This window comes from Microbacterium azadirachtae (assembly GCF_000956545.1).
In the GTDB taxonomy this organism is placed as follows: Bacteria; Actinomycetota; Actinomycetes; order Actinomycetales; family Microbacteriaceae; genus Microbacterium; species Microbacterium azadirachtae.
In genome coordinates this window covers 16300-30057 of the sequence record NZ_JYIT01000048.1, presented here as the reverse complement: position 1 = coordinate 30057, position 13758 = coordinate 16300, and the positions used below count along the sequence as shown (strand labels likewise).

Here is a 13758-nt window from a genome sequence, read left to right as displayed (position 1 = left end):
GAGCTGGGTGGCCTCACGGGCCAGGGCGATCGCGCGCTGCGCGTGCTGCAGGGCTGCGGCGGGGTCGGCGACGCGGGCCGCTTCGGCCTGGTCGTACTCCGCGGAGGCCTGCGCCGCCCTGGTGCGCGCGTCGGGGCCGATCGCGCCGCGATGCGTGGTGATGTAGCTGTTGGCGGTGGAGATCTCGGCGCGTGCCTGGGTGAGGGTCTGCTCGAGCACCTGCTGCGCGCGCTCGGCCTGCTGCTGGGCGTTGCGGATCGCGTCGACCGTGCTGTCGATGCGGGTGTTCGCCGCGGTGAGGGATTCGAGCACCGCCTGCGGGCGGCGCCCGGTGCCCGTCGCGTCGGCGCGGGCCTGATCGAGCGCGGCCCGGGTCGCGGCGACGGCGGCGTTCAGCTCGGGGGAGGCGGGAAGCGCCGCGGCACCGGCGAGATCCTGTTCGAGGTTGGCGATGAGCGCCTGCGCCTGCGCCTCGGTCGCCGCGAGGTCGGTGTGCAGGGTCGTGACGGCGGATGCGAGCTGCGAGGCCTGCAGCACGCCCTCCTCGCCCGTGCGGATCGCGAACGCCGCTTCGCCGCGCTTTCCCTGGGCGACGAGCTCGGCCGCCTGGGCGATGCTCGTGTCGGCGAGCTCGAGACGGCTCGCGGCCTCGGCAGGGTTGCCGGCCACCGCCTGCAGCGCCGACGGGTCGTAGACGGCGGCGAGCGCCTGCAGAGCGGCGGGCGCGGCGGCCACGGCTGCGGCGGCGGCCTCGCGGTGCGCCCTCAACTGGACGAGGGCCTGCTCGGCGTTCTGCTCGAGCTTGCGGAGCTCGTCGAATGCGGCGACGTTCGCGTCGAGCGCGGTGTCGGCGCTCTCGCACAGCCGGATGATCTGCAGGTGCCATTCGCGGCGCTGCTGGTCGGTGTCGGGGATCTCGTCGTCCAGCTTCTGCTTGAGCGAGAACGCCTCGTCGAGCTTCGCCTTCGCCTTGGCCACCACGTCCGTGAAGGAGCTCGTGGCCGCGTCGCCGAACTGCGCGGTCGCGAATCCCAGATCCTCGGTGGAGGACGTGATCGCGTCGTCGGTGTGGACGAGGGCGAGTCCCGCCCGCCGGGCGAGCTCCTCGTCGCTGATCGCGTCGAGCGGATCGCCGGCCGCGGTCGGAACGGCCTGCTTGACGCGCGCCGCCGCCCTGCGCCGCATCACGACGAGCACGATGATCGCGGCGATCACCGCGACGACGCAGAGGACGATCAGTAGGATGCCGCCGAGGTCGGAGGCGCCGGATCCGGATCCGGAGAAGCCGTCGGCCGCCGTGCGGACCGCCGCGGCCCAGTCCTGCGCGCGGAGGTCGTTCACGAGGGACTGCGAGATCTGATCGACGCGGGAGAGGGGGACGGGCCCGGCCTTGTCCGCCGACAGATAGTACTGCCGCGACTGCGTGGCGACCGCGAGGAGGTACTGCTGCTGCCCGAGACCGTTGTCGATCGCGACCTGGTTGGTCCATTCCTGGCTGTTGTCCGGGTTGGAGAACGTGTCGACGAAGACGACGAACAGCTGGATGTTCTGCGAGCGGCTGAGCGCGTCGAGGCGGTCGTCCAGGTCCTTCTTCTCCGTGCCGCTCAGCACGCCGGCCTCGTCGGTGACGAAGTCGGAGCCGAGGGTCACCGGAGCCGCCGCGGGGAGGGAGGCCGCCGGAGTCGCACTCGGGGCGGCGATCGCCGGGGCCGCGGCGAGAGACAGGCCGAGCACACCCAGGATCACACCCACGACGACAGCCCAGCGTGCGCGCATCTTCGCTCCTCCCGGGACCCGGAGAGCCCCCACGAGCGAGTCTAGGGCGTGTCACCGTGTGTTTCTCCTGCCCGCCCGCACCACGACAGGGGAGACCGGCCGGTGCGCTCGGTAGGCTGATTCCCGATGGATGACAGGTACGGATCCGATGTGCTCGCAGCCGGGTGGCGGGAGCGCGGCGCGAAGGTCGCCGTGGACGTCCCCGCCGACCGCGATCTGGTGGTGGAGGTCGCCGTGGACGGGTTCTGCGGCGCGGTGACCCGCATCGAGGGCGGGCAGGTCGAGCTCGAGGACTACCGGGGCCGCCGCCGCCTCTTCCCGCTCGGGGCCGGCTTCATGATCGACGGCGAGCCGGTGCGTCTCGTGCACCCCTCGAAGGCCGCCGCGGGCGCGACGAGGAGGACCGCCTCCGGATCCTTCGCCGTCGCCGACGCGCGTGCGCGCACGGCGCTTCCCAGCCGCATCCTCGTCGAAGGACGGCACGATGCGGAGCTCGTGGAGAAGGTGTGGGGAGACGACCTCCGCGTCGAGGGCGTCGTCGTCGAGTACCTGCAGGGCGTCGACCTCCTCGAGGAGCTGCTGACCGAGGCGCCGCCGCGCCGGGATCGCCGCTACGGAGTGCTCGTGGACCACCTCGTCCCCGGGTCCAAGGAGACCCGGATCGTGGAGCAGATCCTGCGCGGCCCGCACGGCCCGCACCTGCGCATCGTGGGGCACCCCTACATCGACGTGTGGCAGTGCGTGACGCCGGCGGCGATGGGCATCAGCGCGTGGCCGCAGATCCCGCGCGGCACTGACTGGAAGACGGGGATCTGCCGCGCGTTCGGGTGGCCGGCCGACTCGCAGGCCGACATCGCGCACGCGTGGAAGCGCATCCTCTCCCGCGTCACGACCTACCTCGATCTGGAGCCCTCGCTGCTCGGACGGGTGGAGGAGCTGATCGACTTCGTGACGGAGCCGGTGGCGGGGTCCGCCGGGACGCGGCGATGAGCGGGCGTTCGGCGCGCGGCGCCGGGCGGGCGGCGGCGCCGGGGCCCGCCGCGGGCCGCGACGGCGGATACCCTGGAGGGATGCCCGAACCGCGTACCTTCCGTGATGAGCCGGTCTCCTTCGTGCGCCGCAGCGGCCGCATGTCCGAGGCGCAGGAGAGGGCCTTCGCGGAGCTCGCGGGCTTCTACGTGCTCGATGTGCCCCGCGACGTGGCCTGGACCTCGGTGCACCCCGAGGCGCGGCTCGATCCCGCCGCGGCGTACGGGCGCGAGGCGCCGCTCACCGTCGAGGTGGGATCCGGCCAGGGGCACGCCATCGTGGCCGCCGCCGGCGCGCACCCGGGCCGGGACTTCCTCGCGGTCGAGGTGTTCCGGGCGGGCCTGGCCCGGACCATGCTCGATGCCGATCGCGAGGGCGTGCGCAATCTCCGGCTCGTCGAGGCCAACGCGCCGGAGGTGCTCGCCACGTACCTCCCGGCCGGCGCGGCCGACGAGGTCTGGATCTTCTTCCCCGACCCCTGGCACAAGAAGCGGCACACGAAGCGCCGGCTGGTGCGCCCCGGCTTCGGGGCGACCGCGGGCGCGGCGATCCGTGACGGCGGCGTGCTGCGGCTGGCCACGGACTGGGAGGACTACGCGCTGCAGATGCGCGAAGTGCTCGACGAGGCCCCCGAGTTCGAGCGCGCCTTCGAGGGGGAGTGGGCCGAGCGCTTCGACGGGCGTGTGATGACCGCGTTCGAGCGCAAGGGCATCGCGAAGGGACGCGACATCCGCGACCTGACCTACCGCCGGGTGCCGCGGGGCTGATCCCGCCGGAGGCGCGGTCCGGTTCCGACGTGCGCGGCGCTCAGCGGGTGCGAGAGGCCGCGGCGCGGAGGACCTCGGCGAGGTCGCGGGGGCGGCTCCACATCGGCCAGTGCCCCGTGGGGAGGTCGATGACGTCGAGCTGCTCCAGTCGTGCGACCTCCGCGAACATCGGGTGGCCCTCCTGCGCCAGCTGCCTCAGCCGTGCGCCGGGGATCGAGCAGCACACCAGCGTGGCGGGGATCCGGGTGTGGGCGTCGTCGGTGAGCTCGACGGGCTCGCGGAGCACGGGACCCGGCTCGGCGACGGCTCGGGCTCGGAACCGTGCGAGGTCCTCGTCGCTCAGCCCTTCGAGGCTCGCCTGCCGTCCGAGGACGTCGAAGGCGGGAAGCGGAAGGTCCGCCGTCTCCTCGGGGAACCCGGCGGCGAACGCGCTGCCCGAGGACACCGGACCGGAGTCGACCCACACCACGCGCCGCACGAGCTCCGGATGACGGTCGAGCAGGAGCGTGACCGGGAAGTTCGCCCCGCTGTGCGCGACGACGATCGCGGGCGCGCTCGCCGAGACGCCGTTCCGGGAGAGGGCGTCGAGGATCGCCGCGACCTGATCCTCCAGGGTCCGCGCCGCCCGTCCGGGATCACCGGGGTCGAGGCCGGGGAGCGTCAGCGCCACCGCACGCTCACCCATGGCGTCGAGATGCTCCCGCACGGCGTCCCAGGCCCAGGCGCCCAGCCAGTGGCCGGGGATGAGGAGGATGGCGGGTCGGGGAGCCTCCCGCGACCGCCGCCCCGGTGCACACGCACCACCGGTAGCGCGCGCCTCTCGCATCGGCGTGCGACGCGCGGCAGAATCGGCGCATGCTCTTGATCCTCGGATGCGTCTTCGCCGGGCTCGCCGCCCTGATCCACGTCTACATCTTCGTGCTGGAGTCCGTCCGCTGGACGCACCCGTCCACGCGACGCGTCTTCGGGACCTCCGCCGAGGACGCCGAGACCACGCGGCCGCTGGCGTTCAATCAGGGGTTCTACAACCTGTTCCTCGCGATCGTGACCGTGATCGGCATCGTGATCGCCGTGACCGCCTCGGTGCCCGTCGGCCTCGCCCTCATGCTCGCCGGCACGGGGTCGATGCTCGCGGCCGCCCTCGTGCTGATCCTGTCCGACCGGTCCAAGGCCCGCGCGGCGAGCGTCCAGGGACTGTTCCCGCTCATCGCCGTGGTGCTGCTGGTGGTGGCCGCGTTCTGACTCAGGCGATCGTGCCCAGCCCCGCGCGCATGACGTCGAAGACCGCGAAGATCAGCCAGAAGGACCATCCGAAGCTGAGCAGGAGGCTCGCGGCGGTCGCCGCGAGGGCGATCCACAACGTTGCCGAGCCCGCTCCCGCCTGCCGGCGCACGACGACGGCGCGGCCGATCGGATACACCGGGGAGAGGAAGCTCCACGCCCAGTGGAAGCGCCGGGGATATCCGAGCCGGCCGAGCTGCACGTAGTCCCGGTAGCCGGCGACGACGGCGAGAGCGTAGATCGCCCAGCCCAGGAGCGTGCCGATCGTCGAGGCCATCATGATCGCCGGCATCGTTTCGGACATGACCGCGAACACCGTGCCGGGTGGCAGCCTCGTCCCCGAGGCGGGCCCGCTGCTCAGCTCCACGAGGCGCCGCATGTAGGTGAGCATGGGGCCGGTCACCAGCCACATCGAGATCGCCGAGACGGCGACCGCCGCGACGGTCGTCCAGGCGTTGACCCATCCCCAGACGGTGTAGACCGGCGTTCCGCGGGGCACGCGGGGCTCCTCCGCGACAGGGTGCGGCGAAGGGGACGGGGGGACGGAAGCGCTCATCGGGTCCTCATCGATCGGTCGGCTCCCCGCGACACTACCGGGATCCGACGCGTGCGGAGGAGCCGCGGATCCGATGCTAGGCTCGTTCGGTACGCCTCCGTAGCTCAGCGGATAGAGCGCCGGTTTCCGGTACCGTAGGTCGCAGGTTCGATTCCTGTCGGGGGCACGAAGAGGAAAGGCCGCCCATCCGGGCGGCCTTCTTCGTGGATGATGCTAGTTTCCCTGCAGTGCCCGGGTCGCCCTGTACTCCTCTGCAGCGGGCTCGAGCTTGAAGTCAAGTAGCTCGACGGAGTGCGCCTTCAACACCTCGCGGACTTCGGTGGGCGTGGCGCGGAAGTACTCGCGCCGCAAATTGATCTGGTTGATACGCCGGTCCGCAAAATGCTGGTGAAGCATCGTTTCAATGCTGACGGCATCGTCGGCGAAGAAAAGCGCGTGAACATCGAACCGAAATGGCACGGACGCATCTCCGAGTTCGTTCACGCGATCCATCGGTTCGAGTCGCCGGGTGAGGCCGATCTTCACCACGTCGGGGCCGAAGGATCCCACATTGCTGATGACGTACACGTAGCCGGCACGGATGTTGGCCGCACGATAGTCGACGTTTTCGATGGCGTGCTCGACATCCGCTAGGCGTGCCCGCATGCGCTCAGCACCTTCGTGGTCGCCGTTTGCTTCGAGGGCAGCAATGGTATTGGCGTAGTGACCACGTTCTTTCTCGAGTCGGGCCTTCTCCGCCGCGAGCTCCTTCTCGGCCTTGCGCTGCTCGCGGAGCTCTTCCCGGCGTGAGCGTTCAGCTTCCTTCTCTTCTTGGACCGCGCGGAGGTGCCGGTTTGCGAGTTCGAGTTCCCGCAATCGGAGCTGATGGTAGTAGGACGTGATTCTCAAGTCGATCATGGTGCCGAGGCGGGCGATCTGCTCCATCGCGGTGGTGAGACGCTTCTGAGCGGTGAACAGATTCCCTGCACGGACCGCCTTTACGCAGTTCTCGGCTTCGGCGTTGTAGGAGCGGAGCATGAGCTTCGACATGTCGCGGACGAACTTTGCTCCCTTCGCCGTGCTGTTGTTGAAGGTGAAGTTGGTCGTCGCTTGTGTCGCGCGACCTGTGCGGACGGCCGTCTTGATGTCTGCACGCAGCGCTTCGAGCTGCGTGGCTAGGGAGACAGAGTCTTCGGCGGGATGCTCGAAGTCATAGAGGCCAAGTTCCTGGACCTCGACGGCACCGCGCAGGTCGAGGAGTGATGCCTCCGTGGCCGCGATGTCGGCCTGACGAGACGACAGCTCCGCCGAAGCGGCGGCGATCTGTCCCCGCACGCCATCGACTTCCTGGTTCAGGTGACGCTTCAGGTCATCGAGGGCAGCCACGTCCTGGAGCCCGTACTGGTCGATGAGTCCTTGGAGGCGCGCGACCTCGGAGCGGAGCTTCTCGGCATGCTTGCGGGCGCCGACCAGCGGGATGTTCTCCAGGACCAATGCGTTCTGCGCGCCCGCGGGCACGGTCGCCGATACGCTCACTACTCCCTCCGCCGCCGCATTGACTGACGGGCGAGCCTCAGCTTCGGTTCGCGCCGCGAGCGCGCGAGCTTCTGCGCGGCTGCGAGCCATCGGGGCGACCGACTGCGCGCCATCGGCGAAGACGTGCTCCGTCCAAGTGATGCCGTCCCAGTAGCGCTGCTCGAACTGCTGGGAGGGGTCCGGATACCAACCTGGCTGCACAGTCTCGCTAGTCACTCGGTCAAACTATCGCAGTTCGGCAGACTTCAAGCTTCGAGAGCTCCTTCGTTCAAGTTCCTGGAATGAAGGAGTGCCTCCACAAACGAAACCGCTCCTTGCAATATGTTCAGTGAAATAAAGTTGAGTGTCGGTCGTTTCCGCGTAGCCGATGAACAATCCTTGAAAGGCGATATGACTGCCAGTGCTCCGTCAGTCGGCGCGTCCCTCTCGCGCCTCCGTGTCGAGAAGTTTCGAGCGATTGCTGCAGCCGATATCGAGTTGGGCGACACCGTCGCGCTCGTAGGCCAGAACGGGGCTGGAAAGACATCCCTCCTGAGGGCTCTCAACGCCTTCTTCAACTTTGAGGCAGAGCAGGACGCGTTTGAGTCCGGGCACCACCGGTACCTTTCCACGACGCAATCCGTTATCGACGTCACTATCAGCGGTCTGAAGAACTCTGGGATCCGCGGGGTGAACTCCGCAGGCGAACTTCGCGCTCGGTTGAAGTACCGACGACAGGCTGTGTGGGAGGTACTAGAGTCCACGACCTGGGTGAAGTTCACGACCGCGGCAGAGCTTCAGAGATTCCGTGACGCCCTTCGATCCCACATCACTTACGCGCTCGTTCCTACTCGCCGCGACCACGAGATTGCGCACGCGCCCACCAGCGGCCTGCTCGAAACTGCAGTACGGGCATGGCTGTCCGGTCACAGCCAACGCGACAACAAGAGTCCGAAGATCGCTTCGCTGGCCGAGCAACTTCGCACGCAGTCGCTCTCCGGTCTCCAGAAGGAACTCCGTAAGATCGCGCCCTTGGAAGGGCCCTTCACCTTCGAACTCGGTCACGCGAGCCTTCCTGACTATCGTGTGCTGCTCCAGAACCTCGAGCTGACAGTCCGGGAAGGTGGCCAACAGATCTCGCTCGCCGAGGCGGGCAGCGGCACCCAAAGCATGGCGGTGTTCGCCTTGTATTCCTATCTGGCACAGCTGGAAGGCAAGAACTACATCCTCGGACTCGAAGAACCGGAGCAGAACCTCCACCCACAAGCCCAGCAACAACTGGTGCGTCGACTGCGCGATCTAGGCCTCCAGGTTGTATTCACGACACATTCCCCCACCATCGTCGACATGCTCGACCACGAGCACGTCGTGCTATGCAAAAGAACGGTTGGCAAGAAGCGGGACCTCGAAGTCCGGGTGTCTCAGATCAGTCGAACGTTCTTCACTGACCATGGGCTAGACCGAGACAACTACTACACTTTCCACCGCCGACGGAACTCTGACTTCCTGTTTGCCGACTACGTCGTTGTCACCGAAGGACCCGTAGACGCCGCAGTGGTCCGCAGGCTTCTCGAGGATGCCGGGACTCCTGCAGAGGAGATTGGCACCAGCATCGTCGCGCTCGATGGGGTGAAGGGGCGCAGCATCGACTTCATGTTTCACCTGCTGCGGGGACTTGGCATCGAAGCTGCATTCGTCATCGACCGCGACTACTTCTTGCACTACCGAGCAGGAGAGAGAAAACTGAGTCAAGACGCTCGCGGCTTCCCTCAGTTCTCGGAAACGGTTCATTCGGATTGCCTCCTCAACGAGATCGTACCTACGCCTTACGAGCGTCAGGAACTGTCGAAGCTCTTGCTCGAACAACCGATGAAGGCAATGTCCCTGCTCGCCGATCGCGGGTTCTTTACATTCATGTGGGCTCTTGAGGTTGACCCGGTGAACGCAACGACGACGCGCGAACGCATGTACGACCACTTCCATCTGCGCGGTGCGCAGCGTCATCAGGCAGAGCTCCTGATTACTCGGGCCAAGAAGATCAAGAAGACTGAAGTGCTTCTTGACGCCATCGCGAACGTGCCTCCCCGCCTTCTGCCAACTTCGTACAAGACCCTCCGTCGTGAACTACCTGCGCGTGCGCTAAGGGCGCGCAGTCAGTGACGCCACCGTTCGACCACCGCCGCAAGCGGTCGGAAGCCGAGCGGGAGTACGGCACCCACCACAGTTGCTCGTGATGAGCGCCCGGTTTCGGGTGCTCGTGGGCCCTGTAGAGGATTACAGCGGTCCATGTAGGACCGTCCGAAGAGCGGCTCCGCAACTCCCCCCCCGTAATCACGCGGCAAAACACCTTCTGCGTACAACCCACGAAGAGGAAAGGCCGCCCATCCGGGCGGCCTTCTTCGTTGTCCGGCGCGTGTCTGCGGCCCCCGCTCCTCAGCGCACCGGTCGCCACGGCGTGACCGGGGGAGCGGCGACCGAGTCCCGCACGATGAGGCGGGTGCCGACGATGATCTCGCCCTCGGCGTGACGCCCGAACGCGTCGTCGGTGCGGCTGAGCGCCAGGCGGACGCTCTCCCGGCCCATGTCCTCCAGGGGGACGTGCACGGTGGTGAGCTTCGGGGTGAGCTCGCTCGACTGCGGGATGTCGTCGTAGCCCACGAGCGACATGTCCTCGGGGACGCGGATGCCGCGCGCGGTCATCGCGTCCAGGGCACCGGCGGCGACCAGGTCGTTCGCGGCGAACACGGCGGTGATGTCGGGGCTTCCATCCAGGATCTCGCCCATCGCCGCGTGCCCGAACCGGCGTCCGAAGGCGCCCTGGTGAACGAGCTCGGGCGGCACGTCGAAGCCGTGGGACTGCATCGCGTGGAGGAAGCCGGCGAGCCGGGCGACGCTCGTGGACAGCCCGACCGGACCGCCGAGATACAGGATCCGGCGGTGCCCCTGGGCGATGAGGTGCTGCGTGACGGCGAACGCCCCGCCCTCGTTGTCATAGCCCACGATCTTCGTCGGCGCCTGCTCGCCCACGGACGGGCGGCCGCACAGCACGAGGGTGGAGCCGATGCCGGCGAGCGTGCGGGCGCGCTCGGCCATGCGCCGGCGGGCGCGCGGATCGTCGTAGCCGCCGCCGACGACGATGACCGCATCGGTACGCTGGCTGATCATCCGGTCGATGAGCTCGATCTCCCGATCGACGTCGCCCTGCGAGGCCGCCACGATGCAGAGCCGGCCGGTGGTCGAGGCCTCCTGCTCCACGCCGCGCACGATGTAGGAGAAGAACGGATCCACGAGATCGTTGACGATGATGCCGACACTGTGCGTCGCCGAGCTGGCGAGCGCCCTCGCGTGCGCGTTCGCGGTGTAGCCGAGGTCGTCGATGGCCCGGTTCACGGCGTCGCGAGTGGCCTGCGCCACGGGGTAGTTGCCGTTGAGCACCCGGGAGACCGTCGCCGAGGACACGCCGGCCCGCTCGGCGACGTCGGACATCGTCACGGTGTGCCCCGCGCCGGCTCCCGCGCGATCCTCCTGCGCCCTCATCCCATCCTCCGTTCGTGGACCCGAGGTCCGCTCCGTCTCATCGCGCGCTCCACCGGTCAGGCGGTGTACGCCAGCTCGTCCGCACGGAGCTCGTGCGCGAGGATCCCTCGACCAACGTACTGCTCGACCTCGCGCACGGCCGAGTCGCCCAGCCGGTGGATCTCGTTGCCGAGGGCGCCCGCGATGTGGGGCGTGAGCACCACGTTCGGCAGTGCGTAGAGAGGGGAGTCCTGCGGCAGCGGCTCGGGATCCGTCACGTCCAGATACGCGTCCAGCCGTCCGCTGACCAGCTCCGCGGTCAGCGCCTCGGTGTCGATGAGGGCGCCGCGTGCGGTGTTCACCACGAGCGCGCCGTCGTGCAGCAGCGCCAGCTCGGCCGCTCCGATGATGCGGCGGGTGTCGGGAGTGCTCGGGGCGTGGAGGGTGAGGACGTCGCTGCGCCGGCACAGCTCCTCAAGCGGGACGACCTCGACGCCGAGGCGGGCCGCGTCGGCCGTCGAGAGGTACGGATCGCAGACCAGGATCCGCGCCTGCAGCCGTGAGACGAGGCGGATCACCTCGCGTCCCACCCGGGAGGCGCCGAGGATCCCGATCGTGACGCCGTTGGCGCCGAGCGGGGGCACGCCGTCCACCGAGCGGTGCCGTCGCGTGGTGCGCAGCTGGTGCGCGAAGCGGCTCGCGCGCTTGAGGCCGAAGACGATGGCCGCGAACGTGAACTCCGCGACGGGCGTGGCGTTCGCCGCCGCGGCCGTGCTCACCCGGATGCCGCGCGCGAACGCCTCGGCATCGAGGAAGGTCTTGACCGTGCCGGCGGTGTGCACGACCGCCTCCAGCCGCGGGGCCGCGTCGAGCACGGCGGCATCGACGCGGGGTGCTCCCCAGCCCGTCAGCATGATGCGTGCGGCGGCCAGCGCGTCCCTGCGCTCGGGGGAGTCGAAATCGGTGATCGGCAGCGGCCCCACGAGCTCGACGGCCGTGCTCAGCCGGGCGAGCGCGGTCTCGGAGAACACCTCCCGGAACGACTGCTCCGCCATGACGATCACGGCGGAAGGACGGGAGGGTGGGGCGGTGTGATCCACGGCGATCCTTTCTTTCTGCATCCAGATAGTAAGCGCATACTATGCCGTGCGTCCACCGCGATCGTGCGTCTGCGTCGGTTTGAGGCTTGAGAAATCAAGGAAGCAGAGATTTCCCGCGCGATCGTTGACAGTGTCGATTCCGTCGGGTACGTTCGCAGCACAGCAAGCGCTTTCTGGCTCTTGCGGACAACGATGAAGTTTCCCGTCGCAGGTCGAGGTCGAAGATGAGCAGTTACAGCGAGCCGCTCGTGCAGAGCACGACGACTCCGGGCGAGGGCGCCGCGGACGTGCGTCCCGTGCGTCCCGCGTCGAGGGGGCGCCGTCGCGCCGCGGCGGCCGGCAGCGTCCCCGCGCATCGCAAGCGCACCCTCGGTCAGCGGATCAAGCGGGACAGGGTCATGCTCCTGCTGATCGCGCCGGGGTTCCTGTACTTCGTGGTCTTCCACTGGCTTCCGCTGCCCGGCAGCATCGTCGCCTTCGAGGACTACCAGCCCTACCTCGGCTTCATCGACAGTGCGTGGGTCGGTCTCGACAACTTCGTGAAGATCTTCGGAGATCCCACGTTCTGGCAGGCGCTGCGCAACACCCTGGTGATCACCGGACTCCAGCTCGTGCTGTTCTTCCCGATCCCGATCGTGCTGGCGCTGCTCCTGAACAGCATCATGTCCGATCGGATCCGCAAGTTCGTGCAAAGCGTCGTCTACCTGCCGCACTTCCTCGGCTGGGTGATCATCGTGTCGATCTTCGGGCAGGTGCTCGGTGCGACCGGTGTCGTGCCGCACCTCATGCAGGCGATGGGCCTGCAGCCGTTCGAGGCGATGACCACGCCCTGGTTCTTCCCGTTCCTCGTCTCGATCCAGTCCGCCTGGAAGGACGCCGGATGGGGGACCATCATCTTCCTCGCGGCGCTCATGAACATCGACCAGGAGCTGTACGAGGCCGCGGCCGTCGACGGCGCAGGGCCCTGGCAGCGCATGAAGACGATCACGATCCCGGGGATCATGCCGGTGATCATCCTGCTGCTGATCCTGAACCTGGGGAGCATCCTCTCGGTCGGCTTCGAGCAGATCGTGCTGCAGCGCGACAACGTCGGCGCAGGAGCCGGTGAAGTGCTCGACACCTGGGTCTACTACCACGGCATCCAGAACGGGCAATGGGGCCCGGCGGCGGCCGTCGGCCTGGTGAAGGGCGTCGTGGGCCTGGCCCTCGTGCTCGGCGCCAACAAGGTCGCCCATCTGTTCGGTCAGGAAGGTGTGTACTCCCGTGGCAAGTGACGTTCAGCTGACGACCAGGGCGGTCGTGATGCCCCGCACCCGACGCGGGGGACGGCGGACCGCGTCGGTGCGGCCGGCGTGGATGGAGAAGCCGAGCCGCCTGGGCACCGCAGGCAAGGCGGTGGTGGTCACGCTGATCTGCATCGCGACGATCTACCCGTTCCTCACGGTCATCTCCACGAGCCTCTCGGACAGCACCGACATCGCGAACGCCAACGGGCTCGTGCTGTTCCCGCTGCATCCGACGTTCGCCGCATACGAGACGATCTTCTCGGGAGGCATCGTCACGGCGGCGCTCGTGCGGAGCATGCTCATCACGGTGATCGGCACCCTCTGCTCGCTGGCCGCGACCGTGGGCATGGCCTACGGGCTCTCCCGCCGCGACCTCGCCTTCGGCCGGTTCATCCTGCTCACGGCGCTGTTCACGATGCTGTTCACGCCGGGCATCATCCCGAGCTTCCTCATGGTCAAGCAGCTCGGCCTGCTCGGCAGCTACGCGGCGCTGGTGCTGCCCACCCTCATCTCCGCGTTCAACCTGGTGGTGGTCCGCTCGTTCTTCATGGGGTTGCCGCAGGAGCTGTTCGAGGCGGCCAGGATCGACGGGGCCGGCGACTTCCGGATCCTCGTGAAGATCGTGCTGCCGCTGTCCAAGGGCGTGCTCGCCGTGGTCGGCCTGTTCTACGCCGTCGCCTACTGGAACGCGTTCTTCAACGCGATGCTCTACCTCAACAGCGACATGTGGCCCCTGTCGATGATCCTGCGTCAGTACGTGCTGCTGGGATCGCCGCTGGACACGGCCTCGGCGGGGGAGATCTCCGCTCCGTCCCAGGCCATCCAGATGGCCGTGGTCGTGATCAGCGTCATCCCGATCCTGCTCGTCTACCCGTTCCTGCAGAAGTACTTCACCAAGGGCGTCCTGACCGGCGCCGTCAAGGGCTGAGGCCCGCTCCACCCGATCGATCCAC

12 protein-coding genes and 1 tRNA gene are annotated in these 13758 nt (G+C 68.2%); 7 read left to right on the top strand and 6 right to left on the bottom strand.

Going from position 1 to position 13758, the window contains the following annotated elements:
* Positions 1 to 1776 (bottom strand): TPM domain-containing protein (locus RL72_RS01840; RefSeq protein WP_045249095.1); only part of this gene is annotated, 1776 nt, incomplete at its 3' end.
* Positions 1777 to 1902: 126 nt separating this feature from the next.
* On the opposite strand from RL72_RS01840, the gene RL72_RS01835 reads away from it, so the two are divergent.
* Together RL72_RS01835 and trmB are read left to right on the top strand one after the other, a co-directional pair.
* A complete protein-coding gene (locus RL72_RS01835; protein WP_045249094.1) occupies positions 1903 to 2766 on the top strand; it encodes a DUF3097 domain-containing protein in 864 nt (287 codons plus the stop codon).
* An 80-nt stretch (positions 2767 to 2846) separates the two neighbouring features.
* Positions 2847 to 3572, top strand: a complete 726-nt coding sequence (trmB, locus tag RL72_RS01830; protein WP_045249093.1) for a tRNA (guanosine(46)-N7)-methyltransferase TrmB — start codon at positions 2847 to 2849, stop codon at positions 3570 to 3572.
* A gap of 40 nt (positions 3573 to 3612) precedes the next feature.
* Here the strand turns inward: trmB and RL72_RS01825 are convergent, their stop codons facing one another.
* Positions 3613 to 4398 carry an alpha/beta fold hydrolase gene (locus RL72_RS01825; RefSeq protein ID WP_169748195.1) on the bottom strand — a complete coding sequence of 262 codons (786 nt, stop codon included), beginning with the start codon at positions 4396 to 4398 and terminating at the stop codon, positions 3613 to 3615.
* A 29-nt stretch (positions 4399 to 4427) separates the two neighbouring features.
* Between RL72_RS01825 and RL72_RS01820 the strand changes: the two genes are divergently transcribed.
* Positions 4428 to 4814 (top strand): DUF1304 domain-containing protein, encoded by a 387-nt coding sequence (locus tag RL72_RS01820; RefSeq protein ID WP_045249092.1) that lies wholly within the window; start codon positions 4428 to 4430, stop codon positions 4812 to 4814.
* A 1-nt stretch (position 4815) separates the two neighbouring features.
* Here RL72_RS01820 and RL72_RS19015 read toward each other — a convergent pair whose 3' ends face one another.
* Positions 4816 to 5352 (bottom strand): hypothetical protein, encoded by a 537-nt coding sequence (locus RL72_RS19015; protein WP_052674119.1) that lies wholly within the window; start codon positions 5350 to 5352, stop codon positions 4816 to 4818.
* 150 nt (positions 5353 to 5502) lie between these two features.
* Here RL72_RS19015 and RL72_RS01810 point away from each other — a divergent pair.
* A tRNA-Arg gene (locus RL72_RS01810) sits at positions 5503 to 5575 on the top strand.
* A 47-nt stretch (positions 5576 to 5622) separates the two neighbouring features.
* On the opposite strand, the gene RL72_RS01805 is transcribed toward RL72_RS01810, so the two are convergent.
* The gene (locus tag RL72_RS01805) at positions 5623 to 7140 is read right to left on the bottom strand and encodes an SNIPE associated domain-containing protein (RefSeq protein ID WP_248700337.1); all 1518 of its coding nucleotides are present in this window, start codon (positions 7138 to 7140) and stop codon (positions 5623 to 5625) included.
* A 105-nt stretch (positions 7141 to 7245) separates the two neighbouring features.
* Between RL72_RS01805 and RL72_RS01800 the strand changes: the two genes are divergently transcribed.
* Positions 7246 to 9063: an ATP-dependent nuclease gene (locus RL72_RS01800; protein ID WP_045249091.1), complete on the top strand. Its 1818-nt coding sequence runs from the start codon at positions 7246 to 7248 to the stop codon at positions 9061 to 9063.
* 273 nt (positions 9064 to 9336) lie between these two features.
* Here the strand turns inward: RL72_RS01800 and RL72_RS01795 are convergent, their stop codons facing one another.
* Together RL72_RS01795 and RL72_RS01790 are read right to left on the bottom strand one after the other, a co-directional pair.
* Positions 9337 to 10440 (bottom strand): LacI family DNA-binding transcriptional regulator, encoded by a 1104-nt coding sequence (locus RL72_RS01795; protein WP_045249090.1) that lies wholly within the window; start codon positions 10438 to 10440, stop codon positions 9337 to 9339.
* Between the two features lie 56 nt (positions 10441 to 10496).
* Positions 10497 to 11519: a hydroxyacid dehydrogenase gene (locus RL72_RS01790; protein ID WP_248700336.1), complete on the bottom strand. Its 1023-nt coding sequence runs from the start codon at positions 11517 to 11519 to the stop codon at positions 10497 to 10499.
* 224 nt (positions 11520 to 11743) lie between these two features.
* Here RL72_RS01790 and RL72_RS01785 point away from each other — a divergent pair, with 224 nt between their 5' ends.
* The gene (locus RL72_RS01785; protein ID WP_211256006.1) at positions 11744 to 12793 is read left to right on the top strand and encodes an ABC transporter permease; all 1050 of its coding nucleotides are present in this window, start codon (positions 11744 to 11746) and stop codon (positions 12791 to 12793) included.
* Positions 12783 to 13733, top strand: coding sequence for a carbohydrate ABC transporter permease (locus RL72_RS01780; protein WP_248700335.1), 951 nt, complete (start codon positions 12783 to 12785; stop codon positions 13731 to 13733). The genes RL72_RS01785 and RL72_RS01780 overlap by 11 nt, the downstream gene beginning before the upstream one ends.
* Positions 13734 to 13758: the final 25 nt, after the last annotated feature.